The sequence below is a fragment of the Rhizobium bangladeshense genome, from assembly GCF_017357245.1.
In the GTDB taxonomy this organism is placed as follows: Bacteria; Pseudomonadota; Alphaproteobacteria; order Rhizobiales; family Rhizobiaceae; genus Rhizobium; species Rhizobium bangladeshense.
On the sequence record NZ_CP071614.1, the window covers coordinates 153,964 to 179,399 of the forward strand.

General features: G+C 59.4%; 20 protein-coding genes and 1 pseudogene. 12 read left to right on the forward strand and 9 right to left on the reverse strand.

Annotated features, from left to right (window positions below):
* Positions 1-3 precede the first annotated feature (3 nt).
* The 4 genes and pseudogenes from J2J98_RS24600 to J2J98_RS24615 form a co-directional block, all read left to right on the forward strand.
* Positions 4-873 carry a sugar phosphate isomerase/epimerase family protein gene (locus J2J98_RS24600; protein WP_207603731.1) on the forward strand — a complete coding sequence of 290 codons (870 nt, stop codon included), beginning with the start codon at positions 4-6 and terminating at the stop codon, positions 871-873.
* Positions 873-1,727 (forward strand): PfkB family carbohydrate kinase, encoded by an 855-nt coding sequence (locus J2J98_RS24605; protein ID WP_207603732.1) that lies wholly within the window; start codon positions 873-875, stop codon positions 1,725-1,727. The genes J2J98_RS24600 and J2J98_RS24605 overlap by 1 nt, the downstream gene beginning before the upstream one ends.
* A 4-nt stretch (positions 1,728-1,731) precedes the next feature.
* Complete coding sequence (locus J2J98_RS24610; protein ID WP_207603733.1) at positions 1,732-3,138, forward strand: NAD(P)/FAD-dependent oxidoreductase; 1,407 nt, start codon at positions 1,732-1,734, stop codon at positions 3,136-3,138.
* A gap of 35 nt (positions 3,139-3,173) precedes the next feature.
* Positions 3,174-3,578, forward strand: a pseudogene (locus J2J98_RS24615) (GGDEF domain-containing protein); the annotation flags it as partial.
* A gap of 389 nt (positions 3,579-3,967) precedes the next feature.
* Here the strand turns inward: J2J98_RS24615 and J2J98_RS24620 are convergent.
* Positions 3,968-4,327 (reverse strand): exonuclease/endonuclease/phosphatase family protein, encoded by a 360-nt coding sequence (locus J2J98_RS24620; RefSeq protein ID WP_207603734.1) that lies wholly within the window; start codon positions 4,325-4,327, stop codon positions 3,968-3,970.
* A gap of 135 nt (positions 4,328-4,462) precedes the next feature.
* Here J2J98_RS24620 and J2J98_RS24625 point away from each other — a divergent pair, with 135 nt between their 5' ends.
* The 8 genes from J2J98_RS24625 to J2J98_RS24655 all read left to right on the forward strand — a co-directional run bounded on the left by J2J98_RS24625 (position 4,463) and on the right by J2J98_RS24655 (position 16,452).
* Positions 4,463-5,365, forward strand: coding sequence for a hypothetical protein (locus J2J98_RS24625; RefSeq protein WP_207603735.1), 903 nt, complete (start codon positions 4,463-4,465; stop codon positions 5,363-5,365).
* A 151-nt stretch (positions 5,366-5,516) separates the two neighbouring features.
* Positions 5,517-6,383 (forward strand): sensor domain-containing diguanylate cyclase, encoded by an 867-nt coding sequence (locus tag J2J98_RS24630; protein WP_207603736.1) that lies wholly within the window; start codon positions 5,517-5,519, stop codon positions 6,381-6,383.
* A gap of 149 nt (positions 6,384-6,532) precedes the next feature.
* The gene (locus tag J2J98_RS24635) at positions 6,533-7,432 is read left to right on the forward strand and encodes an ABC-three component system protein (protein ID WP_207603737.1); all 900 of its coding nucleotides are present in this window, start codon (positions 6,533-6,535) and stop codon (positions 7,430-7,432) included.
* Positions 7,432-7,674: an ABC-three component system middle component 6 gene (locus J2J98_RS30790; protein WP_311044220.1), complete on the forward strand. Its 243-nt coding sequence runs from the start codon at positions 7,432-7,434 to the stop codon at positions 7,672-7,674. The genes J2J98_RS24635 and J2J98_RS30790 overlap by 1 nt, the downstream gene beginning before the upstream one ends.
* Positions 7,671-9,404 (forward strand): DUF2326 domain-containing protein, encoded by a 1,734-nt coding sequence (locus J2J98_RS24640; protein WP_207603738.1) that lies wholly within the window; start codon positions 7,671-7,673, stop codon positions 9,402-9,404. Before J2J98_RS30790 ends, J2J98_RS24640 begins: the two co-directional genes overlap by 4 nt.
* Before the next feature lie 180 nt (positions 9,405-9,584).
* Positions 9,585-10,115 carry a hypothetical protein gene (locus J2J98_RS24645; RefSeq protein WP_207603739.1) on the forward strand — a complete coding sequence of 177 codons (531 nt, stop codon included), beginning with the start codon at positions 9,585-9,587 and terminating at the stop codon, positions 10,113-10,115.
* Complete coding sequence (locus J2J98_RS24650; RefSeq protein WP_207603740.1) at positions 10,112-13,324, forward strand: DEAD/DEAH box helicase; 3,213 nt, start codon at positions 10,112-10,114, stop codon at positions 13,322-13,324. Before J2J98_RS24645 ends, J2J98_RS24650 begins: the two co-directional genes overlap by 4 nt.
* Positions 13,325-13,326: 2 nt before the next feature.
* Positions 13,327-16,452 carry a sacsin N-terminal ATP-binding-like domain-containing protein gene (locus J2J98_RS24655; protein WP_207603741.1) on the forward strand — a complete coding sequence of 1,042 codons (3,126 nt, stop codon included), beginning with the start codon at positions 13,327-13,329 and terminating at the stop codon, positions 16,450-16,452.
* Positions 16,453-16,664: 212 nt separating this feature from the next.
* On the opposite strand, the gene J2J98_RS24660 is transcribed toward J2J98_RS24655, so the two are convergent.
* The 8 genes from J2J98_RS24660 to J2J98_RS24695 form a co-directional block, all read right to left on the reverse strand.
* The gene (locus tag J2J98_RS24660; protein WP_207603742.1) at positions 16,665-17,477 is read right to left on the reverse strand and encodes an ABC transporter ATP-binding protein; all 813 of its coding nucleotides are present in this window, start codon (positions 17,475-17,477) and stop codon (positions 16,665-16,667) included.
* Positions 17,474-18,463 carry an ABC transporter ATP-binding protein gene (locus J2J98_RS24665; RefSeq protein WP_207603743.1) on the reverse strand — a complete coding sequence of 330 codons (990 nt, stop codon included), beginning with the start codon at positions 18,461-18,463 and terminating at the stop codon, positions 17,474-17,476. Before J2J98_RS24665 ends, J2J98_RS24660 begins: the two co-directional genes overlap by 4 nt.
* A gap of 1 nt (position 18,464) precedes the next feature.
* Positions 18,465-19,322 (reverse strand): ABC transporter permease, encoded by an 858-nt coding sequence (locus J2J98_RS24670; protein ID WP_207603744.1) that lies wholly within the window; start codon positions 19,320-19,322, stop codon positions 18,465-18,467.
* 3 nt (positions 19,323-19,325) lie between these two features.
* On the reverse strand, positions 19,326-20,330 hold the full coding sequence (locus tag J2J98_RS24675) for an ABC transporter permease (protein WP_064707246.1): 1,005 nt from the start codon (positions 20,328-20,330) through the stop codon (positions 19,326-19,328).
* Positions 20,331-20,448: 118 nt separating this feature from the next.
* Positions 20,449-22,353 (reverse strand): ABC transporter substrate-binding protein, encoded by a 1,905-nt coding sequence (locus tag J2J98_RS24680; protein ID WP_207603745.1) that lies wholly within the window; start codon positions 22,351-22,353, stop codon positions 20,449-20,451.
* Positions 22,354-22,374: 21 nt separating this feature from the next.
* The gene (locus J2J98_RS24685) at positions 22,375-22,566 is read right to left on the reverse strand and encodes a hypothetical protein (RefSeq protein WP_207603746.1); all 192 of its coding nucleotides are present in this window, start codon (positions 22,564-22,566) and stop codon (positions 22,375-22,377) included.
* Positions 22,567-24,075 (reverse strand): arabinosylfuranosidase ArfA, encoded by a 1,509-nt coding sequence (gene arfA / locus J2J98_RS24690; protein WP_207603747.1) that lies wholly within the window; start codon positions 24,073-24,075, stop codon positions 22,567-22,569.
* Between the two features lie 210 nt (positions 24,076-24,285).
* Positions 24,286-25,209: an ArsR/SmtB family transcription factor gene (locus tag J2J98_RS24695; protein ID WP_064707477.1), complete on the reverse strand. Its 924-nt coding sequence runs from the start codon at positions 25,207-25,209 to the stop codon at positions 24,286-24,288.
* Between the last annotated feature and the right edge of the window lie 227 nt (positions 25,210-25,436).

Below are 25,436 nucleotides of genomic sequence, written 5' to 3' on the forward strand. Positions count from 1 at the left end.
TTCATGAGGAAACCGGAAGTGCCAAAACTCTCGGCCAGGCAGCTGATCGGCGCCAATTTCAGCTTTCAGCACTATCCCTTCGAAAAGGTCGCGGAAATCATCCGCGGCTTCGGCTTCGCCGAAATCGAGCTCTGGGGGATCGCCCCCCATCTCGACCTCTTCCATGCCGATCAAGCCCGCATTGCCTGGGTGCGAGGCATCCTTGCCGACAATGGCCTCTCCACATGGTGTTTCACGCCCGAGCAGGTCATCTATCCGATCAACATAGCCTCCGGTGACAGGCAGTTCAGGCAGGACAGCATCGACCGCTTGCGCCACGCGGCGGAGATCTGCGCCGAGCTTGGTGGACGCTACCTGTTCCTGACCACCGGCCGCGGTTTTGAAAGCGCGCCCCGAGAGCGGGCCTGGGAGGATGCGGCCGAGGCGGTGAGGGAGATCGCAGGTCACGCTGCCGCCTGCGGCATCCGCTGCCTGCTGGAACCGCTGCAGCGGGTCGAGACGAATATCGTGACCAATGCCGCCGAGCTCTCGTGCATGCTTTCCGATGTCGGATCGCCCGTCATCGACGTGGTCCTGGATACCGTCGGCATGGCGACGGCAGGCGATACTGTCGAAGATTACCTCCGACTCTTCGGCGAGCGTCTCGCCCATGTGCAGCTGGTCGACGGCAACCCGGCAGGCCATCTTGCCTGGGGCGACGGCAACCTGACGCTGGGCAGCTATCTGCAGCAGCTCGCGGATGCCGGATACCGCGGCAAGCTCACCTTTGAGCCCTTCGGCAACGGCTCCTATGCTCTTGACCCCGTCACGACCTGGAGCCGCTGCCTTGAGGGGATCGCGCCTTATCTCCAGCAGGCAGGGGAGGTCGCGTGATGGCGGCGATGAGGCTGATTGCGGTTGGCGACAACTGCCTGGACGTTTACCTCAGCAAGAACAGCATGGCTGTCGGCGGCAATGCGCTGAATGTGGCGGCGCAGTGGCATCGGCAAGGCTGCGACGCCCGCTATTTCGGCGTTGTCGGCAGGGATGCCGAGGGCGACGTGATCGCCACAGCGATCGAAGCCGTCGGTCTGCCTGGGGCGGACCTGGAGCGGCGGGACGGCCCCACCGCCGTTACCCTGCTCCTGGAGCAGGATGGCGACCGCAGGTTCCTGCTTGAAGATCTTGGGGTCGGGCGCAATTACGTTCCGTCTCCGGAGCGCTATGCAGCACTGCGGCGGGCCGACTGGGTTCACCTCGGCACCAATTCCAGCGCCGAGCTCGTCGAGCGGCTGATCGAGGACCGCATTCGCTTCAGCATTGACGTCTCGACGGCCCACCAGTCACTGGATCTCAAGGGCGTGCCGCTGGTCTTCGCAGCCGGGCCGGATGAGCCGCATGTGCCGGTCGAGCCCGTCATCGGAGCCTTGAGGGATCGTGGCGCCGCGAGGATCGTCCTGACCTGCGGCCCGCGCGGCGCCTTCTTTGACGACGGTGCAGAGCTCGTCCATGTGCCGGCGCAAGCAGTCGATGTCGTCGATACCTGCGGCGCCGGCGACAGTTTCATCGCCAGCTTTATCGTCGCGCATCTTCTGAAAGGCATGAATGCCGGGGTGGCCATGCGCCTTGCAACCGACGCGGCCGCCGGGACCTGCCTGCACGAAGGCGGCTTCCCGCAGAGGCTGAGTGCCATTCCCCCGTGGCTCCTGCAGAAATATGCCGACGAAATCTCTGCCGCGGAGGGCTGACATCATGCGCTACACGTTGAGACCGCCGGTCCTGGCGCTTGGCGCGGACCGCTCCTTCTGGCTCCAGGACGCCGGTGCCGGCCCCGTCACCACGCCGCTCGCCGGCGATCAGGCCGCCGATGTCGCCATTGTCGGCGGCGGCTATACCGGCCTCTGGACGGCGCTGCGCCTGAAGGAGCAGGATCCCGGGCTGAAGATCGTTCTGCTCGAGGCGGATTGCTGCGGGGCAGGGGCATCCGGCCGCAATGGCGGCCAGGTCCATTCCTGGTTTGCCGAGATCGATCTTCTCGCCGCCGTGGTGGGAGAGACGGAGGCGCTTTCGCTCTGCCGGGCGACTGCCGATGCGATCGACGAGCTGGAGGCCCTGCAGGCAAGCGGCGCGATCGACATGAATCTCAGGCTGGACGGATGGCTGTGGACGGCAAGCGCCAGGGCCCAGGAAGGCGCATGGCGGAAGGCGCTTGACATGGCGGAGGCCCGGGGCGAAGCGCGCTTCACCCCGCTCGATGCCGGCGAGATTGCCCGCCGCACCGGCTCTCGCGCCTCCTACATGGGCATTGCCGAGATGCGGGCCGGAACGGTGCAGCCGGCAAAGCTCGCCGCAGGCCTGCGCCGGCTCGCTCTCGCGCGCGATGTGATCATCCACGAAAAGACGCCCGTCACCGCGATCGAGTCGGGGGCAGTGATCACGCTGCACACGCCGCAGGGCCGCCTGCGCGCCGGCCGCGTCGTGCTGGCGGCGAATGCCTGGCTTGCATCCGTTCCCGAGCTCCTGCGCTACATCTATGTGGTCGAAAGCCAGATCGTCGCCACGCAACCTGTGCCGGATCTGCTTCAGCGCCTGGGGTGGACGGGCGGCGAATCGATCTGCGACGCGCAGGCGCATGTGCTCTATTACCAGCGCACGCCGGAGGGGCGGGTGATCTTCGGCCGCGGCAGCGGCAAGATCGCCTACGGCGATCGGATCGGTCCCTCCTTCAACCGCGGTACGGAAAAGGGCGCCGACAACAGGCGCGAGCTGGACCGGGTCTATCCCGAACTGAGAACAGCGAAGATCGAGCACGACTGGTCGGGGCCGATCGACTGCACCGCAGATCACCTGCCGATCTTCGGCCATCTCACCGGCCAGCCCAATATCTTCTTCGGCATCGGCTTCAACGGCACCGGCATCGCCCAGACGCCCGTCGCCGGCCGCATCCTCGCGAGTCTGGTTCTCGGCCGGGATGATCAATGGAGCCGCAGCGGTCTTGTCGGACTTGGCAAGCGCAAGAAGCTGCCGCCGGAGCCGATCCGCTATCTCGGCGCCAGGCTCGTCCGCAAGGCGATCCGCCTTCGCAACGATGCCGAAATCGAGAACCGGCAGGTCAACCCGATCGTCCGCTACATCTCCGAATTGAAGCCCGGCCGCTGACGCGTGGTATTGCGACTGTCATGGGGCGGCCGCCCCGCCACGGCAGCAGGGGCTGTCTCGCCGTCTTCGACATCGATAATTTCAAGCGCATCAACGACCGGCTCGGCCACCACGCCGGCGATCTCGTGCTGCGCGATTTCGCCCATCGCATTCACCAGAATGTCCGCCGCAACGATTGTTTCGGCCGCGTCGGCGGCGAAGAATTCCTCCTCGTCATGCCGGCCACCGGCCCGGAAGACGCCCTTGCCATGGTCGAGCGCATGCTGACGGTGATCCGCTTCTCCCGGCCGCTGCCGGACTCGCCAGACTTCAGCTACACGTGTTCTGCCGGTATCGCCGCGTGTGTGCCGACGGATAGAGCGTCGGAGCTTTGCCGGCGTGCGGATCAGGCCCTTTATGATGCCAAGATGAGCGGGCGGGACAGGGTGCGGGCGGCGTAGGACGCTGATGCTGGCTCAGTTCCGCGGGCTCCGAACTCAGCCGCGCCCCTAAACATCGCAGACGATATACTGATGATCGGAGACGCTTCCGGCTGGCTGGACGATGACCGTCGCGGGGCCCAGCCCAGGCGAGCAGATGGCATAGTCCAGCTTCGAATCATGAGAAGGCAATGTCGCTGCGTTGGGCGGGCAAATAGTACCGGGCGGCGGCACCGGCCATGCTGCCGGCGACGGAGCGCGGTTGTAGTCGCCGACCGCAATCCAGGGCGGAGGTGCCGCAGCCCCCGGGGCCAAGGGGGCGACAGATATGCCGGCCATAAGAGCGGGGGCGTCGGCCCCGCCGCCGCTCAAGGCATGCAGCGTATAGATACGGCGAATGGCGCCGCCCGTCAGCCTGACTTCAAATCCGATCGCGCCGCGCGATGACGCGGCGCCGGCGGGGGGATGTAGATCAGATGCGGAGTTTCGATGTTGTCGCGGATGCAGATGCAGAGATTGCAGCGATTGCCGCCCGGATCGGTCTGCAGCCAGAAGACTTTGACGATCAGAGGCGGCCTCCCGACTGCCCAGCTGCCGATGAACATCAGCGCCGCAGGCGGCGGCGCCAGCCCTCCGAGCCAGGGCGGATAGTTGGCGGGATTGTATGCGGTAAAGGAGCCGCCGGTCGGCGGAGACGGCCCGGCTTCCTGAATGCAGACGATGTCGGCTGCCACCCTGCGGTCGAGGAAGAATTGTGAAATCACCCCCACGAACTTGCTCTGGCCCGTCCCCACGTTCGAGCCTTGCATATTGATGCCGACAATCCTCATCGTTACTAACTCAGGTAGTGTTGCAATTAAATGCAATATATGGTTGTTTATCTGAAAAGGCAACGGAGGTGATGCATGCGCTCGCTTTATCGGAAAACGCTGTACAGCAGCTGGCCCTTGCCGGCTGATTTGCATTCGGGGGCAACCTCGGACGCCCCGCCGCCGCCGGTCGGAGGGTTCACTGTCATCAACGGCTTTGACATCCCCATCTATCTCAGCTCCGTGCTCTCGCCCGCAAGCAAGACCTACCTCGCTCCGGGATATCCCGGTCAGCTGGTCTTCATTCAGGATGATATCTGCATCCTGCAGGCAGCGCAGACGGGCTCCTTTATGTGCTCGATCATAATGCAAACTGAGGGCGACATCGTCACCGCCAACTACATGCTGCTGACTTCGCCTAATGACATCGGCCCGGTGCCGCAGCCCACAGCAACCATGCTTGTCCCGCCCGATTCCCCGCGTGTGCTGGTGGGATGCTCGACACTTGCCAACGGCAACGCCGTCCTGCGCGAACAATTCTGGGATCGGCAGGGGGATTCCTGCACCCTGGCGCCCGGCGAGAAAAAGACGATCACCACCACGGTGACGACCGGCCGGCAGGAGACTTCCACCCACGAAAGCACCTTGGCGGCCAGCCTCGGCATGAACGCGAACGTCGGTTTCGGCCCGTTCTCGGCAAGCGTGTCGTCCAGCCTGAGCATGACCTCGCGCTCTTTCCAGCAGGTGACCGTGAGCGAGCAGAACACCGCCTATTTCGCCGACGAGCTGACCAATCCCTATACCGATCAGGCTTGTCTGGTGCTGCGCTGGCAACTGACCGACGTGATCACCATCTTCCAGCCCGACGGCCCACCCTGCGGCTCAGTGATCATCGGCGAAAGCCCGATCATAACGGAAATGTACGGGATCAATGATCTGCCGCAGACGCTGCCGAGATTAGAGCTTGCGGATGAGGATTATGCGCTGATCGCCGATTGAGGGGCGAAGGGCGGGGCGTCTCTCGGTGGATTTGTGCTGCGGATCTTCGAGGGAGGTCGTTCCAGCGCCGACGACAAGAACGGATGTCCATATTCTGGATTTTGCGGAGGCGGTCACATTTGCGCAAGGTCTTGCCCTTGAGTGGGCGAATATGGTGCGACGGCTGCCCACTGCGATGGCGGTCTATGATGGCGATGACCGGCTGCGCTATGCCAACAGCGCCTTCCGCGCGGCCTATTTCATCGAGCCGGAGGAGACGCCGCTCTGGCCGGATCTGATGCGGCGCAATTTCGAGCTCGGCCGCGGCACCGTCATCCGCACGGACAATTTCGAGGAATGGCTGCGCTCCACCCAGTCGCGCCGTGGCAAGATCGGCTATCGCGCCTTCGAGACGGATCTTGCCGACGGCCGCTGGCTGTGGATGACCGAGGCGGTGCAGAGTAACGGCTGGATGCTGTGCATCGCCAGCGACATCACCCGTCTCAAGGTCCATGGCCGCACCGTCCGGCAGGATCGCGACCAGGCGATCAAGGCCTCCTATACCGACGAACTCACCGGCGTCGCCAACCGCCGCTTCGTCATGGCGCGCGTCGAAGAAATGCTTGAAGCCGCCCGGCATGGCAGCAGCGGCTGTCTCGCCGTCTTCGACATCGACAATTTCAAGCACATCAACGACCGCCTCGGCCACCACGCCGGCGATCTCGTGCTGCGCGATTTCGCCCACCGCATCCACCAGAATGTCCGCCGCAACGATTGTTTCGGCCGGGTCGGCGGCGAAGAATTCCTCCTCGTCATGCCGGCCACCGAGCCGGAAGACGCCCTTGCCATGGTCGAGCGCATGCTGACGGTGATCCGCTTCTCCCGGCCGCTGCCGGACTCGCCCGACTTCAGCTACACCTGTTCCGCCGGTATCGCAGGGTGTGTGCCGACGGACAGCGTGTCCGAGCTCTATCGGCGGGCCGACCAGGCGCTGTATGATGCGAAGATGAGCGGAAGGGACAGGGTGCGGGCGGCGTAGGCATGTCGCCAGCGCCGGAGTCAAGTATCAGAAGAGTCAGAGCCGACTTACGAGTTCTTCCACAGTTAATTGAGTTTCGGCCCTTCACAAGTACAACCATTGAGGTCATTTATTCTTTCGTTGGATCGACGAAAAATTGTGAGCTATCAATGAAAAAGAAGTCCGATTTCGACCTGTTCTTCGATTTTAACTTCAAAGACTTGAATCAGACCGAATTTGAAAAATGGTTCGCTGATCTGGCTGCCTGTGTGTTTGGAATGGACTTCGAGCTCGTCAAGGCAGGGGGTAAGAGCGGTGACAAAAAGAGCGACGGGCGCCGAGTTTCCATAGAGACCATCTACCAGTGTTATGCACCTGAATCACCGGCCAAATTTGCGAGCAATGCCGCCACGAAAATTGCGGATTCTTTCCCAGAGGTTCTCAGTTTCTGGCCAAAAATGAAGGCATGGGTCTTTGTGCATAACAATCGTGATGGAGTGCCGACATCCGCGAGCGACAAATTAGAGGAACTCCGTGAGGCATACCCTCAAGTCACTATCTCAGCGGTGTCTCGCCGATTTTTGAAGGACGAGCTTCACGATAAGTTGTCACTTCAGCAGATGATCGATCTCTATCCCAGGGCTGCGATCGACATTGAAGGGGTCCAGATGGAGCACGTTCGGCCTCTGTTGAAGAAGATCATAACCGAATGCGCGAAGCAGTTCGGCACGTTGGAGTTCGGCGAAATTCCAAATGAGGAAAAATTAGAATACAACCAGCTAAGTCCGGCGTCGAAGTTTGATATAAGGCGGGCTCGATCGAAAATTGATGTGGTCAGCCGTTTTCTGAATGGTCAGAACAACCCCGCAAATGTCAGCATAATTCAAACAGCTATGAGAGAGAAATACGCACAACTCATCGGCCTCGGCTACGACCCTGATGAGATCTTTGGAAAGCTCTGCGAGTACGTGCGAATCGGTGCGACTTCAGAAGAAGTGGCGGCGTCGCACATTATTGTGACCTACTTCTTTGACTCGTGTGACGTTTTTCAGAACGCTCCGGTGATTTGATGCTGTTGCCGACGAAACACATTAAAACGGAGAACTCGCTCGTCGGCGTAGGAGCGGAGGTTCTTGCGGAGCTTAGCCGACCCAAGACAGTGTCGACCTTATTTCACGACACTCAGCTGCGCAGGCGCGAGAATGGGATGGCGACTATTCACTTCGATTGGTTTTTGCTGGCGGTTGATTTTCTTTTTGCGGTCGGTGCCCTTCGGTTCGAAGCAGGTACATTGAGGAAATTGAACCAATGATCACCGACATCCACAGTGACCTAGCGAGCTTTCGAACTTTGACATTCACTCCAGGTCTTAACATCCTGTTGGCCGAAAGGCACGAGACGTCTGGAGCGCGAGATACCCGTAATGGCACCGGCAAAACCAGCATGGTCGAACTTCTTCACCTGCTCGTTCAAGACCGGAAGAATCCTGAGGACGATTTTCACAAAGAGATGCTCGTCGGTCGAACGTTCGGGGCGAGGTTCCGTGAGGAAGGACGAGATTACACGATCTCGCGTAAAACAAATACCGGCAAGGATCGTGACGAAGCCTCTCTGGACGGCAAAGCAATCGAATTCAAGGAGCTTCGGTCGAAGCTTGCTCTGAAATGGTTTGGGCTCAGCGATGAGGATTCGAATGGCACTTTTGCGCCGAAATTCGGCGCTCTCTTTGCGTATTTTGTGCGCAAGGCGAGGAACGGGGCTTTCAATAACCCGATTCTAAATTCGTCTGATCAAAATGCGTGGGATAGCCAGATTAATCTTGCTTACCTCCTCGGTTTCGATTGGAAGCTCATTCAAAAGCTACAGCTACTTAAGGAGCAGAAGAAGAAGGCCGACAACCTAGTAGGCATGATAAGAGAAGGGTATTTTTCGAACGGTGCTCTCGATCTCAATAAAATGCAATCTCGCCTTGATATTCTAGAAGTCGAGGTGGAGAGGAAGCGGCGCGAGATTGCGTCCTCTGAGGTGATCGACGGCTACAGGGACCATGAGAGAGCAGCTAATGCTTTCGCGAATGACATTCGCGAGTTGAACGAAGCCAACCTCAAGGACCTCGATCTTGTTGAGAGCATCAACCTTGCGCTGCAGGAGGTTGAGGATGCAAACCTAGCGGACGTGCGTACGATGTACGAGCAAGTTGGAGTATTCTTCCCTGATCAGGTGAAGCGTCGCTTTAGCGAGGTTGCGGAATTTCATCGCAAACTGGCTGAGAACAGACATATTCAGCTCACTGATGAAAAGCGAAGAGCCGAACAACGAATCAAAGAACGCCGGACGGAGATAGATCGATTTCAAAAGGGATTGAAAGAAAAGCTCGGGATACTGCAATCTGGCATCGCGATTGATCGCCTGACCCGACTTCAATCGGAACTGCATGCGTTCGAGATCGAGATGGCTGACCTGAATGTGCAGATTCCGCGCTTGCGGGACGTCGTAGAGGAGCAAGCTCGTTTAAAGCGGCAGATCAGTGAGCAGGTCGAATTGATCGGCCATGATGTCCAAGAACGAGATGAAGCTCGTAAGTTCGCAGTCCAGGCCTTCGCAGAGGTTTCCCGATGGCTTTATGACATCCCCGGAAACTTGATACTCGGGCGATCTAAAGGCGTCGGTGGATTAGAAATTGACACTGATATCGTTGGGAAGAAGAGCGGCGGCAAAAGCCATATGCAGGTGTTTTGTTTTGATTGGGTCTTGCTCCAGGCCGCCAGGCGACAAGGAAAGGGCCCCGACTTCTTAGTGCACGACAGCCATATCTTTGACGGCGTCGATGGTCGGCAAGTTGGTTTGGCGTTAAGTTATGCAAATGACAAAGCAAAGAAACTTGGGGTTCAATATATCGTCGCGATGAACTCGGATGATTTGGACAAGATAAAAAACGAAGAGATAGCGGGAGGAGAGCCAATTTTTGATCCTTCATCTTTCATTATACCTACAAGGCTATCCGATGATACTGGCGGCGGGTTGTTTGGAATAAAATTCTAGAATGGACTTTTCTGCCAGATGTTAGGGTTTCTAACTGGCGCGATGTAATGCCTAGCAGAATGGGTTGATCTTAGACGGGTGCTGCTGCTCCGCTATGGGCCGCGGCAAAAAAATTTCTACCGTCCTTCCCATTTTGTCGTTCATTCGCGCAATGTAGTTGAATGGACATGTGGCAAGCTGATGGAAGACGATGTCGAACATCTATCATTATTGGAGGTTGGGCGGCTCCTAGGCCGTCAACGGCAGGCTGATTTGCTGCGCCTTGCCGCCCTCGCGGAGACCTGGGTCCGCGGCAACCCACGTCGCCAAGCATCGGATTTGCTCAATGAGGCGCTTGCCAGGGTTTTAGCAGGGGACAGGCCGTGGCCCGCTAGCCTTTCTCTCCATGCTTTCCTTTCTCAGGTGATGCGCAGCATTGCCAGCCAATGGCGTCATGAGGATATGCGCGAACCGCTTGTCGCGGATCAACTCAGCCAGCACTGCGATGCCGCCATGGAAGATGGCTTCGATTTAGCCGACCTTGCCCACCGCATGAGAGCGGCACTCTCAGGTGATCCGGTGGCGACAGGCATTTTCGATCACATCATGACCCAGACGAGCCGCAAGCAGGCGTGCGATGCACTCGGCCTGGACGCCACCGGTTACGATACCGCACGCCGCCGGATGACGCGCGCGCTTAGGCGCCGATTCAAACCAGGATGGACCAAATGACGACCAGCCGCCCTGCCAATGATCAAGTTCTTGCACTTATCGCGGAAAGCATTCTCGAAGCGACCGACGATGAAATTATCGAAACCGCTCGCGCGCACGGCGTTGATGTAGACGCATTGGAGAGAAAGGTACGAGAGATTATCGCAGCCCGTGTCGCCGAGGTCCAGCCGCCACCATCGCTACGGATCGGCGAGACTGTCGCTTTGCGATCGGATCCCACACGAATTGGCGTCATTACTGGGATCACACCAAGTAATCGAGAAACGCGGCTTAACGTGTTCATCGACGGGCGCCTTGAGACCCTGTATTTGAGTCAGGTTGTACGGGCAAATCTCGCGCCAGGCGCGGTGCGTGCAACTCTGAGTGAGTTCCATGCACGCCTGACAGCCCTGCAACTTGCCGAACCAAGCATCGCGAATCTCTATTCGTTGCAGGCAGGTCGTATTGACTTCATCCCCTATCAGTTCCGGCCAGTTCTGAAATTCATACGCGCTGATCGTCCGAGGTTGCTGGTTGCCGATGAAGTCGGCGTCGGCAAGACTATTGAAGCAGGTCTTCTGCTTCGGGAGTTGCAGGCGCGCCGGCCGCTGCGTTCGGTGCTAGTCGTTTGTTCGAAGGCGCTTGTGGCGGAAGAAAAATGGCACCGTGAGATGCGTCGTTTCGACGAAGAGTTTGTGACGCTCGGTAGTGATGAGCTTCGATACTGCCTTGATCAGAGTGATATCGAAGGCGAGTGGCCAGACCGTTATTCGCGTGCGATCCTGCCCTTTTCGCTCGTTAATGAGAGGCTATTGCAAGGCTACCCTTTAGGGAGAGGCGGCCGCGGCCCCGGTCTCAGTACGCTCGACACGCCGCCGCGCTTTGACCTGTTGATCGTTGACGAGGCCCATAACGCACGAAACGCTGACACGAGCTTGCATCAGGGCCTCCGCATTCTTGCCGACAACGCGGAGGCGGTCGTTTTGATTACTGCGACCCCGGTTCAGCTTGGAACAGGAGACCTGTTCTCGCTACTCAACCTGTTGCGGCCAGATCTTGTGATTGACCGCCCAACGTTTGAGCGGATGGCCCAACCCAACGAAGCCATCAACGAAGCAATCGCCGCGATTCGCGGGGCAGCCCCCGGATGGCAGGATGCCGCGATCGGACAAATGAACAAAGCTGCAAGCACCGATTGGGGCCGGGTTATGCTTGCGCCATCGCCCGAGTTTCGCAATCTTATCGCAGCGACGCGTGCTGCCACAAGCGATGACGACCGCGTTCGTCTTATCAGGCCCGCCGAGTCGCTTCACAGCTTCGCATCGATGATCAGCCGTACGCGGCGGCGCGATATTGGCAACTTCACAAGCCGAAAAGCCCGTACCGTTGAAGTGCCTTTTACGCCTGAGCAACAAGCGGTTCATGATGATCTGCTCTCGCTTCAGCGGGGTATCTATCTACGAACGCATGGGGCAGGTCCACTTGGTTTTCTGATGACAACGATTCGCCGGCAGGCGGCGAGCTCGTTGCACGGACTGGTGCCCTTCCTCGAGGATATACTAACGCGGCGTCTTACCGATCTCGAACTCGTCGAAATGGACGATGAAGCGTTAGACCACGCCGATGGCGATATTGACGGTATACGCGAAGAGATCGCGGCAATCGTCAATCGCGCGCGCGGATTGCCGGATGATGATCCGAAGTTGGCAGCGCTCATTGACATCGTTAGTCAGAAGGGCGGTATGGTGAACCGCCGTTTGCTCATCTTCAGTTCATTTCGACATACACTGTTTTACCTCAATGAAGCATTGCGATCGCGCGGTGTTCGCGTAGGGCTTATTCATGGTGGAGTCGGCGACGACGATCGGCGGGCGCTGCGCAAGGCATTCGCACTAACGCCGGGGCATCCGGACGCTATCGAAATCCTTCTTTCCTCGGAGGTTGGATCTGAAGGTCTCGACTTCCAGTTTTGCGATGCGCTCGTGAACTTCGATATTCCTTGGAATCCAATGCGCATCGAACAACGTATCGGCCGAATTGACCGCTATGGTCAAAGCAGCCAGACGGTCGCGATATATAACTTTGTCACGCCTGGCACCGTAGACTTCGATATCTTCCAGCGTTGCTTGCAGCGTATTGGCGTTTTCGAACGGTCGATCGGAGGGAGCGAGGCGATATTGGGCGAGATCGCTGGTCGCCTGCAGGCGGTTGCCGACGACTTTCTTCTGACTGAGGTGGAGCGCCAGGCTCGCCTACAGCAACTTGCCGATAATGAAATCCGCCAGATAATTGAGGCCGACGCGCTTGAGGAGCGGGAAGCAGAACTGTTTGGCGTGCGCATTGAGCGCACACGCATGAATGATGAGATCGCCGAGGCTTCAAGTCGCTGGCTGGAGCCGGTCGCGATCGAGCGTTTGGTGGGGCTTCACCTAGAGCGGGAGCTGGACGTCGGTCGTAATCCGATCAGCGGACAGGGTACTGTGAAGAGTCTTCGGCTCGCGGCCGACGCGCGACGACGTCTTGTCCCACCACGTGCACGCGGCACGCGCCTTAGCCTGGCTGATCGAGATTGGGAAACATGGCTGCGCGGCGATCAACAAACGCTTGCTTTGACCTTCGACCGAGAGACTGCCAACGAAGACCGTTCGTTGGCCTTCATCACACCCGTACACCCGCTCACTCAGGCTGCCGCGCGGTCATTTGCTGGCGATGAGGAGGTGGTGGTCACGTTGCGCGTTAAGGACCCAGAGCTCACTTTAGGCGATCACCCTTTTGCGATCTATCAATGGCAGATGCGCGGGCTTCGCGAAGATGCGATGCTCGTGCCCGTTGTAGAAGACTCAACTGTCGGCGCCGCGTTCATGGATGTGTTTACGTCGGCAGCAGATGCTGCCGACGTGGCGCCTCCGGACAGTGCTACGATTGAAGGGCTTGAAAGCTGGCATCATGACCTTTGGACCCGTCGGCGTGCCGCGCACGTCGCGGAGGCGGCTGAGATCGCGAGATTCCGGCGTGATAGTCTGGAGGCCAGCCATCGCGCACGTGTCGCAATTTTAGAAGAACAGCTCGCGGCCGCTTCTGAAGATCGTATTCGGCGAATGCGCGCTGGCCAGCTCGCACGCGCGAACGCAGATCGCGGTGAGGCGCTTGAGGGTCTTGTTGCCGCAGAGCGCCGCGCTGATATCATTCCCCGCCGTGTCGCTTCGGGCACGCTCAGAGTGGAGCATTAAATATGGGTACCACTTTTCACGACTGGCTCGACAACCTCCGCGCTAAGCGTGAACGGTGGGTCTTGGCGAATCATGAGAACAACTTTGATCGTGGTATCTGGAACGCGACGGTCGATAAATATGCCGACCCTAGCCACTTCATTTTTGAACTCCTCCAGAACGCCGAGGATACGGGAGCCACTTGGGTTCGGTTCGCACTCGAGCCAACCCGCATTGTATTTGAGCATAACGGCCGCCCTTTCGACCGTGATGATATTGAGGGCATCACTGGGATCGGAAATACGACGAAGCTGGATGACGGCCACAAGATTGGTTGCTTCGGGATTGGGTTCAAGTCGGTGTACGTCGTTACCGAGCGTCCAGAAATTCATTCTTTCGTCGAGGATGAGTCCTTGGCTTTTGCGATTGAGAATCTTGTCGTTCCCCGTCTCATTGAATCCGGGCATGCGGAGGCCACAACAAGGATCGTTCTTCCGTTGCGAGCCGATCGTGCTGATCTCACGCTGACGCGAGCGCGGGAGGGTCTCACCGCGTCTGGCGCCCGCTCGCTTCTATTCCTTCGTAATATAAAGCGGCTCGAATGGACCGATGGAGCGCTACGCGGCAGTGCGCAAGTTACGGATGCCGATGGATCGATCCGTTCGATCCACTCCCATATGCCCGACGGAACCAACCACGTTGATCGCTTCCTGGTGTTAGCGCGCGCCGTTGAGCACCAAAAGGACCGCAAGCAATATGAAGTTAAGGCCGCGTTTCGGATCAATGGCGCTGGCGACTTGATCCCCGAGGAAGCCCCAACGCGTCTAATGGTGTTCTTCGAGACCGAAGAGCTCACCGGCTTGCACTTCATCATTCATGGTCCTTTCCAGCTCACCGATAACCGCGGTAACATCAAACGCGAAGATAGCTGGAATGCCGGATTGGTTGATGCCATCGCTGGCATGATTGCTGATGCGCTTCCTTCATTGCGCGATCGCGGGATGCTCAAGCGCACCGCCCTCGGTATCTTGCCCAATGCCTCGGATGAACTCCCAACCACATTCGCACCTATTCTCGATGCGATTATCGCCAAATTTGCCGACGAGGCATTAATCCCGGTTCACGGGGGCGGCTTTGCGACGACGGCCACCGGGATTCGAGGACCGGCAGACCTCCGCGATCTCTTGGGCGAACTCGGCCTCGCAGAGTTCTGTCAGCGGCCGGATCGTCATTGGGTCATTGCTGCGCCGAAGAACAGCCGCATCGATACCTTCATTAACACATTAAATCTGGAAGAATTCGGCTTGTCGGGGTTTTTCTCGTCGTTCCGGCACGTGCTCGGCGCTCAGCCCCTCGTTCGCGATGGCGACAAGGATTGGCGCCAGCGTGGTCTCAAGTGGTTCAACGCATTGCCTGACGAGCAGCTTCAACATTTCTATCTCGCATTGGAGGCGGCGTTGAAGGTTCAACGGCCGTCAGTCAACATTTCGGACCTGCAGTTTGTCAGACTAGAGGATGGCCGGCGCCATTCCCCAAAACATGCCGTTTTTGCCCCGATCGATAGCGACCTAGGCCAGGAGACAGAGCAAGATGAGCTATATCTAGTTAAGAAGAACTTGATCAGGCTTGGTCGTGGTCGAGGCAAGGACGTTGAAGAATTCCTTCGGAGGATGGGAGTTCGCGATCTTGATGAGCGCGCCTTTCTCACTGCAATCATCCGAACCAAATACAGGGGTAACGGTCCAAGGCCCAATCGTGAGCAACACTTGCGGCACATGCGTCGATTTGTTCGGTGGTGGAAGGACACAGGAGAGGTGAACCTCTTCAACAACGTCGCCTTCATTCGAGCGGGAGAAGACGGCGCTTACAAGGTTGCCGGCAACGTCTATCTTGGATCGCCTTATCTCGAGTCGGGCCTACAACGCATTTATGATGGGGAAATAGCAGGTCGAGATAGGATGGCGTTGTGGGAAGGATACAAGTCGCTTCCTCGTAAGGACCTTTTGACGTTTCTGGAAAAATGTGGCGTGGAGGATCGCCTCGTGGTTTGGTCATCCCCGATTCCATTCGGCCATCCAAACTATGGCGAACTTCGACACGGCTGGGGAGGGGCTCGCTTTACCGGAACGGGTGCTAATTCCGATTATCGCATTGACCAACTTCCCGAGATCCTCGCACGGCAAGACCCGACAATATCAAAGCTGGTATGGGACGCGGCGAACCGGTTCGGCGCTGCAACCATGGTTGCTAGCTTCTCGCCCAATCAAACCTACCCCGCGCGTAAGCGGCCTTCGTCAATGGCGATCGCTCTACGGGACGCCGCTTGGATTCCGACGAAAGACGGGCGACTTCGGAAGCCAAATGAGATTACCCAGTCTGATCTTGCAAAGGGCTATACGGTCGGCGGAAACGAAGATTGGCTGAGGGCCATTGGTTTCGGAGAGCAGGACCGTCAGCGTAGCGAGCTAGCCAAGGCACGGCGTCAGGCTGCGGAGCTTATCGGCCTTCCGTCCGAACTTGTCGATCAGTTGGGAAGCCTTTCCTCGGATGCTTTGGCTGCCTTCAGCGCAGAAATGATTCGAACTATCAACAGCCGATCTTTCGAACCGATCGAATTTCCGGAGAGGGAATCTGGCAATCCTGCGCGAAGGGCTGAGCGGCTCGCTGCGCGCGCACAAGCGGCGCCGACCAAGAGCTCCGAGGTCAGAGAACGCAGCGTGCGTACCAACAATACAGAAAGCCGAACGCTCGCGCGGGCATATCTAGAAGATCACTACACGAACCCTGTTGGTGAGATGGTGTGCCAGGGCTGCCACGGAAAGATGCCGTTCAATCTTGCCGATGGCTCGCCCTATTTCGAGGCAGTGGAATGCCTGGATTCGCTTGAGAGAGAGCAAGCGGAAAACCATTTAGCATTATGTCCAGTTTGCGCTGCGAAGTGGCGCCATGCCAACCCTATAGACGACATTGATCTGCGTGCGAGAATCAGCGCGGCGACAGTGCCGGAGATCACAGTCGAGCTAGCGGGTGAATCCTCAAGAGTTCGGTTCACTCAGATGCATCTTGATGATCTGCGCACAGTTGCGCGCATCGGTCTGCCGGGTTTCGCGTCAACAGCCGACACGTCTCGGGCATCATCTGGCAGCTAATTTGTGGTGGGAACGGTGTACGGTGGAAGCGTCTCGACTACGGGGTGGACGCAGCAGATCATCATGATGGTGCCAGTTGCCTACGAGTACGCCCGTTTGTCGGTGGCTTATCGTTACCTGAATCCAGCGAATGAGTACCATTCCCATCGGCGCCCCCTACGATGCCGGGGCGCGCGGGCAATGCAGCCATTCGCCATATGTTCTGCGGCGAACTACCCCACCGCCCCAAAATCCGCAGCCAGCACCGCATCCTTCAGCGCCCGCGAATACGCATGCTGCGGATCATCCAGCACCGCCCGCGCCCGCCCACGTTCAACAATCTCACCCTTGCGCATGATGATGATATTGTCGCTGACATAATAAGCCGTCGCCAGGTCATGCGTGATGTAGATGATCGAAAGCCCGAGTTCGTTTTTCAGCCGGCCGAAGAGGTTGACGATCGCCATGCGCAGCGAGGCGTCGACCATCGAGACCGGTTCGTCGGCCACCAGCAGGCGGGGCTCGGGGATCAGCGCGCGGGCGATGGCGACGCGCTGCAGCTGGCCGCCGGAGAGTTCGTGGGGGAAGCGGCCCTTCACCTCTTCCAGCGTCAGGCCGACATGGTGGAGGGCGGCGTCGGCCATCTTCTCCGCCTGCTGCCGGTCCGGCCGCTTGCCGGAGGCGGAGAAGTTGCGGGCGGTCTCGAAGAGATAACGGTCCACCCGCTTCAGCGGGTTGAAGGCCTCGAAGGGGTTCTGCAGCACCGGCTGCACTTCCTTCATGAAGGCCGTGCGTTCGGCCCTGTTGTGGATCGCGACGGTCTTGCCGGCAAATTGCAGCTCGCCTTCGGTCGGTGCCGTCTGGCCGAGGATCATCGCCGCCACCGTCGATTTGCCCGAGCCGGATTCGCCGACGATCGAGAGGATCTCCGGCTCCTCGCCGAGTTCGAAGCTGACATCCTTCACCGCGGTGATCAGCCGCCGGCCGAGCAGGCCGCCCTGGCGGTAGATCTTGGTGACATGCGAGAGGCGAAGCAGAGCACTCAAACCGGATCTCCCGTAACCGCAAAACACGCCACCCGCCGTCCAGGCTCGACAGTGACGAGCGGCGGAACCTTTTGTGAGCAGATGTCCATCCGTTTGGGACAGCGCGGGTGAAACCGGCAGCCCTCCGGCGGCATGGCAAGGTTCGGCGGCCGTCCCTCCAGCGACGGCCGCGTGGTGGGGTCGCCGATCTTCGGCAGGCTGCCGACAAGGTGCTGCGTATAGGGGTGGAGCGGCATGCTGAAGAGCTTCGGGGTCGGCGCTTCCTCCACCAGCCGCCCGGCATAGACGATGCCGATGCGGTCGGAGACCGTCGCGTGCACCCCCATGTCGTGGGTGACGAACAGGAAGGACGAGCCCATCTCGCGCTGGATGTCGCGGATCATCGACAGCACGTCCCGCTGCACGATCACGTCGAGCGCCGTCGTCGGCTCGTCGGCGATGATGAACTCAGGCGTCAGGATGGTGGCGAGCGCAATTGTCATGCGCTGGCGCATGCCGCCGGAGAGCTCGTGCGGATAGGCGTCGAGCAGCTGCGGATCGAGCTTCAGCCGCTGCAGGTGGGTCTCGACCTTTTCGAAAAACACCGGCTTGCTCACCTTCACATGGCGGAAGGCGAAATCGGTGAAGGAATGGCGGATCCGGCGCACCGGGTTCAGCACATTCATCGAGCCCTGCATGATGTAGGAGAGGTGGCGCCAGCGCAGCGCCATGCGCTCCTCCGGCGTCATCGCATAAATGTCCTGGGTGCCGCCGCCGAAATGGAATTTGACGCTGCCCGAGACGACCCGGAGCGGCGGCCGGATGGCGCCGGCAATGGTCTTGATTAGCGTCGTCTTGCCGCTGCTCGATTCGCCGGCAACGCCGTAGACCTCGCCGCGGCCGATGGTCAGGCTGATGTCGTCGACGGCGCGCACTTCGCGATCGACGCCGAAAAGGAAGGCGCGGTAATAGGCTTTCAAATTCTCGATTTCGACCAGATTCTCCATGCTAACTTCCCATCCGGTTCAGCCGGCTGCGCGGATCATTGTATTCGTTCATCGACATGGAGAGCAGGAAGAGCGCCAGGAAGAGGATGACGATGACGGCGACAGGGGCGGCCACCCACCACCATATGCCCGAGATCAGCGCCGAATGCGCATTGGCCCAGTAGATCATCATGCCCATGGTCGGCGTCTCGATATCGGTGAAGCCGAGCACCGAAAGGGTGATCTCCATGCCGATCGACCAGATCATGTTGTTCATCGTCGTGGCGAAGACGATCGGCAGCACATAGGGCAGGTGCTCCTCCACCAGGATCTTGCGCATCGTCATGCCGGAATAGACGCTCTGGGTGGTAAAGGGCCTGCTCTTCAGGCCGATCGCCACCGAGCGGATGAGGCGGGCGTCGTAGGACCAGCCGAGCAGGGCCATGATAACGATCAGAGTCGTCCAGGTCATGCTGTCCTTCAGCACGAAATAGAAGAGGATCAGCAGCGGAAATTGCGGGATCACCATGACGCTGTCGTTGATCGCCATCAGCACCCGGTCGACCGCGCCGCCGGCATAACCGGCCACCAGGCCGACGACCAGCGAGATGATGCGCGAGAGAATGGCGACGCCGATGCCGAAATAGAGCGTGTTGCGAAGGCCGGTCGTCAGCTGCCAGAAAACGTCCTGGCCGCGCGATGTCGTGCCCAGCCAGTATTCGCCGTCGGGCGGCATGTCGGGCGGCAGGAGATAGATGTCGCTCGCGCCGTAGGGCGAGAAATAGGACAGGATGACCAGCCCGACGATCACGGCAAAGAGCAGCAGGCCGCATAGGAATTCCATATTGTGGCGTGAGAGGTCACGGATGATGGTAAACATGGCCTATTCCACCTTGATGCGCGGATCGATCAGAGGGCTCAGCACGTCGATGATGAAGACGGCGGCGGCGACGCCGACGATCGAGAGCGCGCTGAGGCCGAGCACCAGGCTGTAGTCGCCGGCATGCACCGCTTCGATCAGCAGGTTGCCGATGCCGGGATAGCCGAAGACGATTTCGGTGATGACGGTGCCGTTGAAGATGGCGCCGAGCGACATGGCAAGCCCGGTGAATTGCGGCACCATGGCGTTGCGGGCGATATAGGAGCGGAGGATCTTGTTCTTCGGCACTCCGCCGAGTTCGGCGAAGGTGACGTAATCATCGGTGATGATGTTGGAGACGAGCGCCCGCATCCCGATCAGCCAGCTGCCGGCGCCGACAAGGATCAGCGAAAGGGCGGGCAGGATGGAATGTTCGAGGATGTCGAGGACGAGCGCGAAGGAGAGGTCCAGATTGGCGTTCATCTCGTAGCCGCCGGTGATCGGCAGCACCGGCCAGAGATAGCCGAAGACGATGAGAAGCACGAAGGCGAGGATATAATAGGGTATGGGAAGCAGCGCGATGAAGACCAGGCTCACGCCCTTCAGCACCATGTTCTTGCGGTAATAGCCGGCAAGCGCGCCGATCGCATTGCCGAGCACGAAGGTGATCAGCGTCGACACCGTCATCAGCCCGATCGTCCAGGGTAGCGAGCGCAGGATGATTGTCGAAACGGGTGTCGGGAAGGCCGAGAGCGAGGGGCCGAGATCGCCTGTCGCAAGCCGCAGCCAGAAGTTCAGATATTGCTGCCAGATCGAGCCTTCCAGGCCGTAAAGCTCGCGCAGCGACTTGCGCATCAGCTCGATCGCATTGGGGTCGGACTGACCCATCTGGGTGATGGCGCCTATGCTTTCTTCGACCGGGTCGATCGGGGTCAGGTGGGTGACGAAGAAGGTGATCGTCACGCCGAGAAAGACGACGAGCAGAAACTGACCAAACCGCTTCAGCACAAAGATCAGATAGGACGTCATAAGGCGGAGGTTCCTCTCTGTTTTCCTTTCCGGAAAGGATCGACGAGCATGGCAACCGAGGCGCATGCCCGCCGATGAGGGGGCCGGCGCGATGGCTTGCGCGCCGGCGTTGGGAGGGTTATTGCGGCTGAGCCGGCTTCAGCTTGACCATCATCAGCCGCGAATTCGCCCAGTTCGGAACCGGATCCGTATAGGGATCCTTGATCGTCGGATATCCGGTCCAATAGGTCGTATCCATCGAGGTGAAGACGTTATAGGACATCAGCGGGATCGTCGGCATTTCGCGGGCGACCAGCTTCAGATACTCCTTGCCGAGCTCCATGCCCTTCGGATCCTCGGGACCGATGGCGCGGATGCTCTCGATGATCTTGTCGAGCTCCGGATTGGACCAGCGCTGCCAGTTGCGCGGCGGCTGGTTTTCACCCTTCTTCGCCACGAACTGCGAGTGCCAGCTTTCGAGGAAGAAGGAGAGGTCGGGATCGCCGCCCCAGGTTTCGACGCTCCAGGCGATCGCCACCTCGAAGTCGCCGGGTTGCAGCGCCGTCTGCCAAAGTTTGGCGGCGGGCACGGCTTTGGCGTCGATGCCGAATGCGGCCCATTGCTGTGCGATAAGGGTGCCGGCCCGGGTGAAGACGGAGCGCGTATCGCCCTCCACCGTCATACGGATCCGGAACGGCTGGCCGTCGGGCGTCATCCACTTGCCGCCGGTTTTCTTGAAACCGGCCTTCTCGAGAAGCTCGGTCGCCGCCTGCGGATCCGGTTTCCACCAGCCATAGCCGAAGGCGTCGCTGATCGCCTGCGGGTCGGTCGGGATCTGGTCCTTGAACTTCGGCTGCTTGCGCAGGATATCGGCAATCTGTTGTCCGATTGTGGGATCATAAGGCTTGATCTTGCGCTTGCCGGTATCGATCTCGAAGTCCTTCAGCCAATCCTGCATCGGCGCCTGATAGTCCTTCATCGTGGCCGCCGTCGGCGGCACGCCGAGCGCCGAAAGTGTCGCAGCGCCACGGTAGCTCGCCATGTCGACCGCCTTGATGTCGATCAGCAGGGCCAGCGCCCAGCGCACATCGGCCTTGTCGAAGGGCGGATTCTGGGTGTTGAAGATCACGGCCGGCAGTGTCGGATCCGGATGGGCGAAGGGGAAGCCCGGGAACCAGGTTTCGACCGTCTTGGATTTCTCCTTGAGGGTGAACATGCCCTCCGGCGTATTGTCGTGAATGATATCGAGATTGTGCTCGAGCTGAGCGATGGTGCGTTTATCCGGCGGGCCGGGATCGACATAGGTTACATATTTCGGGCCCGGCTCGCCAAAGCGCGCAAGCGAGGTCCGCTGCCAGTCCTCACGCTTTTCCCAGGTATACCACTGGCCCTGGGGATCGTAGGACTTGAGCTTGTAGGCGCCGAGCGAGACCGGATTGGCGAAATCGTAGCGGAGCGGATCCTCCACCTTCTCGAAGACATGCTTGGGCATGATCCAGGCGCCGTTCCAGCGCACCGTGAAGATCGCATGGAAACGCGAATTCGGCTTCTTCAGCTTGAAGACCACGGTCTGCGGATCGGTCGCCTCGACGCTTGCCACCTGCACGGTGAAGGCCGCACTCCAGACCATGCCGGGGTGGTCCATCTGCGTCTTGACGGTATAGACCACGTCATCGGCCGTGAATTCCACGCCGTCGCTCCAGTAGAGCCCCTTGCGCAGCTTCACGGTCATCTCGGTGAAGTCGGCATTATATTGCGGCTTGTCGGCGGCGAGCGAATTATCCCAGGCTGCGCCGCCAAGCCCCTGTTCCGGGTCGATATACCAGAGCGTATCCATGGTCAGCTGCTGCAGGCCGGTGGAAACACCGCCGCCGCCATTGACCCAGATGTTGAACCAGCCGGGATTCTTGATCGTCCCTTCCGGATTTTCAACGATGAGCGTCTCCTTGCGCGGCAAGGAGGTGTATTCCTGGGCTCCGGCCACTGCGGTCAGGCCGATGGTGGCCAGCACGAAGCCGAATGCAAACCTCTTCCACTTTTGCATGAACTCCTCCCTTGAAAGCGATCATGCCGCGGCCGCAAAGGCACGCAGGGGCATGTCGCGGTTGCCGGTTCGCAGAAGCCTGGGAACTTCCAGGTCTTCGGCGAACCATTTCTCCAGCCCGCCTGCCTCCTCGCAGCCGAGCCGAATATCCCAGAGCATGATGCCGAAAAGTTTCAGCAGTTTTCGGAAGACATCATGCTCTAACCATCTCATTCACACCGACAGCCGGACGACGTTATAGGACAGCGGTTTCAGCGCCGCCCGCACCCGTCCGTCTTCGACCCTTGCGCTCTCGACCTTGGCGGGCACGACCGTTTCCGGCCGCCGCGCCGTGTTGACGGCTTCGAGATCGCCATGGCTCATTTCCACCTGTTCGATCAGGCGGGCGCCGCCGAAGCCTTCCAGCCGCACGTCGAGATCGAGCGCCGTATCCGGATGGCGGTTGACGGCAAAGAAGGTCAGGCTCCTGCCATCCTCGGAATGCACCGCCGAGACGTCGAGATAGGGAACCTCGTTCTCCTCGTCGCTGTCATAGGTCGGGCCGTCGACGACGAGCTGCAGCGCCGTGCCGCGGCCATATCTGGAGGCGTAGTAGAAGGGATAATAGATCGTCTGGCGCCAGGCGGCACCGCCGTCCTCGGTCATGATAGGGGCGATGACGTTGACGAGCTGGGCGATGCAGGCGATGCGCACCCGGTCGGAGCGGCGGATGAAGGTATTGAGGATGCCGCCAACCTGCAGCACGTCCTCGAAATTATAGATGTCTTCCAGCAGATGCGGCGCATCCGGCCATTCGTCACGCGCCAGGATCTCCTTGTCCTGCTGGTTGGAATGATACCAGACGTTCCACTCGTCGAAGGAAATGCCGATCGTCTTCTTCGAGCGCTTCTTCGCCTTGATGTAATCGATCACGCCGCCGATGGTGGTGATGTAGCGGTCGAGCTTCGTCGCCCGGGCAAGGTAGTTCAGCGTGTTCTTCTCGCGGTTGGCGAAATACATATGCAGCGAGATGTAGTCGGCGCTGTCATAGCACTGGTCGAGAACCTCAGCCTCCCATTGAGGATAGGTCTTCATGTCGGAATTGGACGAGCCGCAGACGACGAGCTCGAGCGACTTGTCGAAGCCGCGCATGGCTTTCGCCGTCTCGTCCGCCAGCCGGCCATATTCATAGGCCGATTTGTGGCCGACCTGCCAGGGGCCGTCCATCTCGTTGCCGAGGCACCAGAGCTTGACATCATGCGGATTGGACCAGCCGTGCTTGCGGCGCAGGTCCGACCAGTAGGTGCCGCCGGGATGATTGCAATATTCCAGGAAATTGCGGGCGGCATCGAGACCGCGCGATCCTAGATTCACGGCGAGCATCGGCTTGGTATTGGCCTTCTTGCACCAGTCGACGAATTCGTTGACGCCGACCTGGTTGGCTTCGCGGGTGCGCCAGGCAAGGTCGAGGCGAACCGGGCGCTCCGACCGCGGGCCGACGCCGTCTTCCCAATTATAGGCCGAGACGAAATTGCCGCCGGGATAACGGCAGTAAGGCGTGTCGAGCTCACGCACCAGGTCGAGCACGTCGCGTCGGAAGCCGTCTTCATCAGCGGTGGGATGTCCGGGCTCGTAGATTCCGCCGTAGATCGCTCTGCCGAGATGCTCGAGAAACGAGCTGTAGAGCCTGGCGTCAATGGTCGCGATGCGAAAATCGCGGTGGGCAACGACATTCGTCTTCAACGGATCCTCCCGTTTATGTATCAAGAATTTTGTTTTCTTGCCCCTAACTTGATATCAGGAATGTCGTGATGTCAACCAAATCGCCGATTTAATCATACAAATGCAGATCCGACAGAAAGATGTTCGGATTCAATACCTTGGTAAAATTTAGCGGCTGCTGAAATTCGAAATAAATGCGATTTTCAAATCAGGATATCCGATACTATAAAATCAGACATGCAGCCGCATGATGATGTCGCGGCCGTGATTGCCGAAGCCGCGGCCGAAGATGTTCACGCCACCGGTATGGCCGGCATTCTCGGCGATGCCGACCCGCAGCCGGATCGACGAATGCTGGCCGAGCGCCAGATCGCTGAGCGTGACATTCGAGGCCGCCACCCCGTCGATGAAGGTGCCGCGCGTCGAGATCCGCCAGGTCTTCATCATGCCATATTGCGAACCCTCGAGCTTCCACCAGGCCGGCGTGAAGGCGCCGCGCTTGTCGCCGTAATCGCCCGGCGACGTCCATGTGCCGATCGCCATGCCGTTGACCCAGAGGGTGATGTCGGATGGCCAGTCCGGATTGGTGCCAGGCACCTCGGACGACAGCTCCAGCGCAAATTCGATGGCGCGTATATCCTTGTTCAAGACCTTGGCATTGTTAGGAAATTTATACTCGACATAGCCGCGGCCGAACCAGACGAGGCCGGCCTGCATGCGCTGCGGATCGAGGAAATAATCGGGCACATCGAGCGGGCCGATGACGCTCTCGGTGGAGCAGAGACCGCAGGGCGCGTGCACGTCGCAGCTCGTATAGAGCCCCACAGGCATCTCCACCTCGATGATATTGTTGGCCCTCTGTGCCGCGCTTTCCTCGAAACTGATCAGGATCTCGCTATAGACCGCCGAGCAGATCTTCTGGTTCCCCTTGCGCGCCTTGGCGAGCCGCGAATCCACCAGCCCCGCATCTTCCAGGATCTGAATACCGGTCGCGACGGTGGATTGCGGAAGGGAAAGCGCCTGGGCGATATCGTTGATGTTGAGCGGCCCCTTGGCGCAGAGCAGCTTCAAAATCTCGATCCGCGCCGGCGCCGAAAGCGCCCGTATCGCCTCCCCATTCTCGCCGGCAGCGATCGTCAAAAACGAACGTTCCATCAGTTCCCCATGGTTTTCCGATAAAATGATGTATATCGGAAAATATGATACGGCAAGGGGGAGGGAACGGTTTGAACGATTTTGCGATCGGCAAGCAGGTCTGGCATCGGCTGCCGATGCGGAATGTCGAACTCATCGCGCCCCGCCGCGGCGGGAAGCGCATCGGCGAGGTTGCGTAATACCGGCTCCTTGATCGCAAGTGCCGTATTGCGATGTGCGAAGGTGAT

Bases quoted from the DNA above. Each gene is read 5' to 3' on its own strand.
- J2J98_RS24605 (WP_207603732.1), top strand. From the start codon at position 873: ATGGCGGCGATGAGGCTGATTGCGGTTGGCGACAACTGCCTGGACGTT.
- J2J98_RS24635 (WP_207603737.1), top strand. From the start codon at position 6,533: ATGAAAAAGAAGTCCGATTTCGACCTGTTCTTCGATTTTAACTTCAAA.
- J2J98_RS24650 (WP_207603740.1), top strand. From the start codon at position 10,112: ATGACGACCAGCCGCCCTGCCAATGATCAAGTTCTTGCACTTATCGCG.
- J2J98_RS30790 (WP_311044220.1), top strand. From the start codon at position 7,432: ATGCTGTTGCCGACGAAACACATTAAAACGGAGAACTCGCTCGTCGGC.
- J2J98_RS24680 (WP_207603745.1), bottom strand. From the start codon at position 22,353: ATGCAAAAGTGGAAGAGGTTTGCATTCGGCTTCGTGCTGGCCACCATC.
- J2J98_RS24695 (WP_064707477.1), bottom strand. From the start codon at position 25,209: ATGGAACGTTCGTTTTTGACGATCGCTGCCGGCGAGAATGGGGAGGCG.
- J2J98_RS24675 (WP_064707246.1), bottom strand. From the start codon at position 20,330: ATGACGTCCTATCTGATCTTTGTGCTGAAGCGGTTTGGTCAGTTTCTG.
- J2J98_RS24630 (WP_207603736.1), top strand. From the start codon at position 5,517: ATGGTGCGACGGCTGCCCACTGCGATGGCGGTCTATGATGGCGATGAC.
- J2J98_RS24655 (WP_207603741.1), top strand. From the start codon at position 13,327: ATGGGTACCACTTTTCACGACTGGCTCGACAACCTCCGCGCTAAGCGT.
- J2J98_RS24610 (WP_207603733.1), top strand. From the start codon at position 1,732: ATGCGCTACACGTTGAGACCGCCGGTCCTGGCGCTTGGCGCGGACCGC.
- J2J98_RS24685 (WP_207603746.1), bottom strand. From the start codon at position 22,566: ATGAGATGGTTAGAGCATGATGTCTTCCGAAAACTGCTGAAACTTTTC.
- J2J98_RS24670 (WP_207603744.1), bottom strand. From the start codon at position 19,322: ATGTTTACCATCATCCGTGACCTCTCACGCCACAATATGGAATTCCTA.
- J2J98_RS24640 (WP_207603738.1), top strand. From the start codon at position 7,671: ATGATCACCGACATCCACAGTGACCTAGCGAGCTTTCGAACTTTGACA.
- J2J98_RS24625 (WP_207603735.1), top strand. From the start codon at position 4,463: ATGCGCTCGCTTTATCGGAAAACGCTGTACAGCAGCTGGCCCTTGCCG.
- J2J98_RS24645 (WP_207603739.1), top strand. From the start codon at position 9,585: ATGGAAGACGATGTCGAACATCTATCATTATTGGAGGTTGGGCGGCTC.
- J2J98_RS24600 (WP_207603731.1), top strand. From the start codon at position 4: ATGAGGAAACCGGAAGTGCCAAAACTCTCGGCCAGGCAGCTGATCGGC.
- J2J98_RS24665 (WP_207603743.1), bottom strand. From the start codon at position 18,463: ATGGAGAATCTGGTCGAAATCGAGAATTTGAAAGCCTATTACCGCGCC.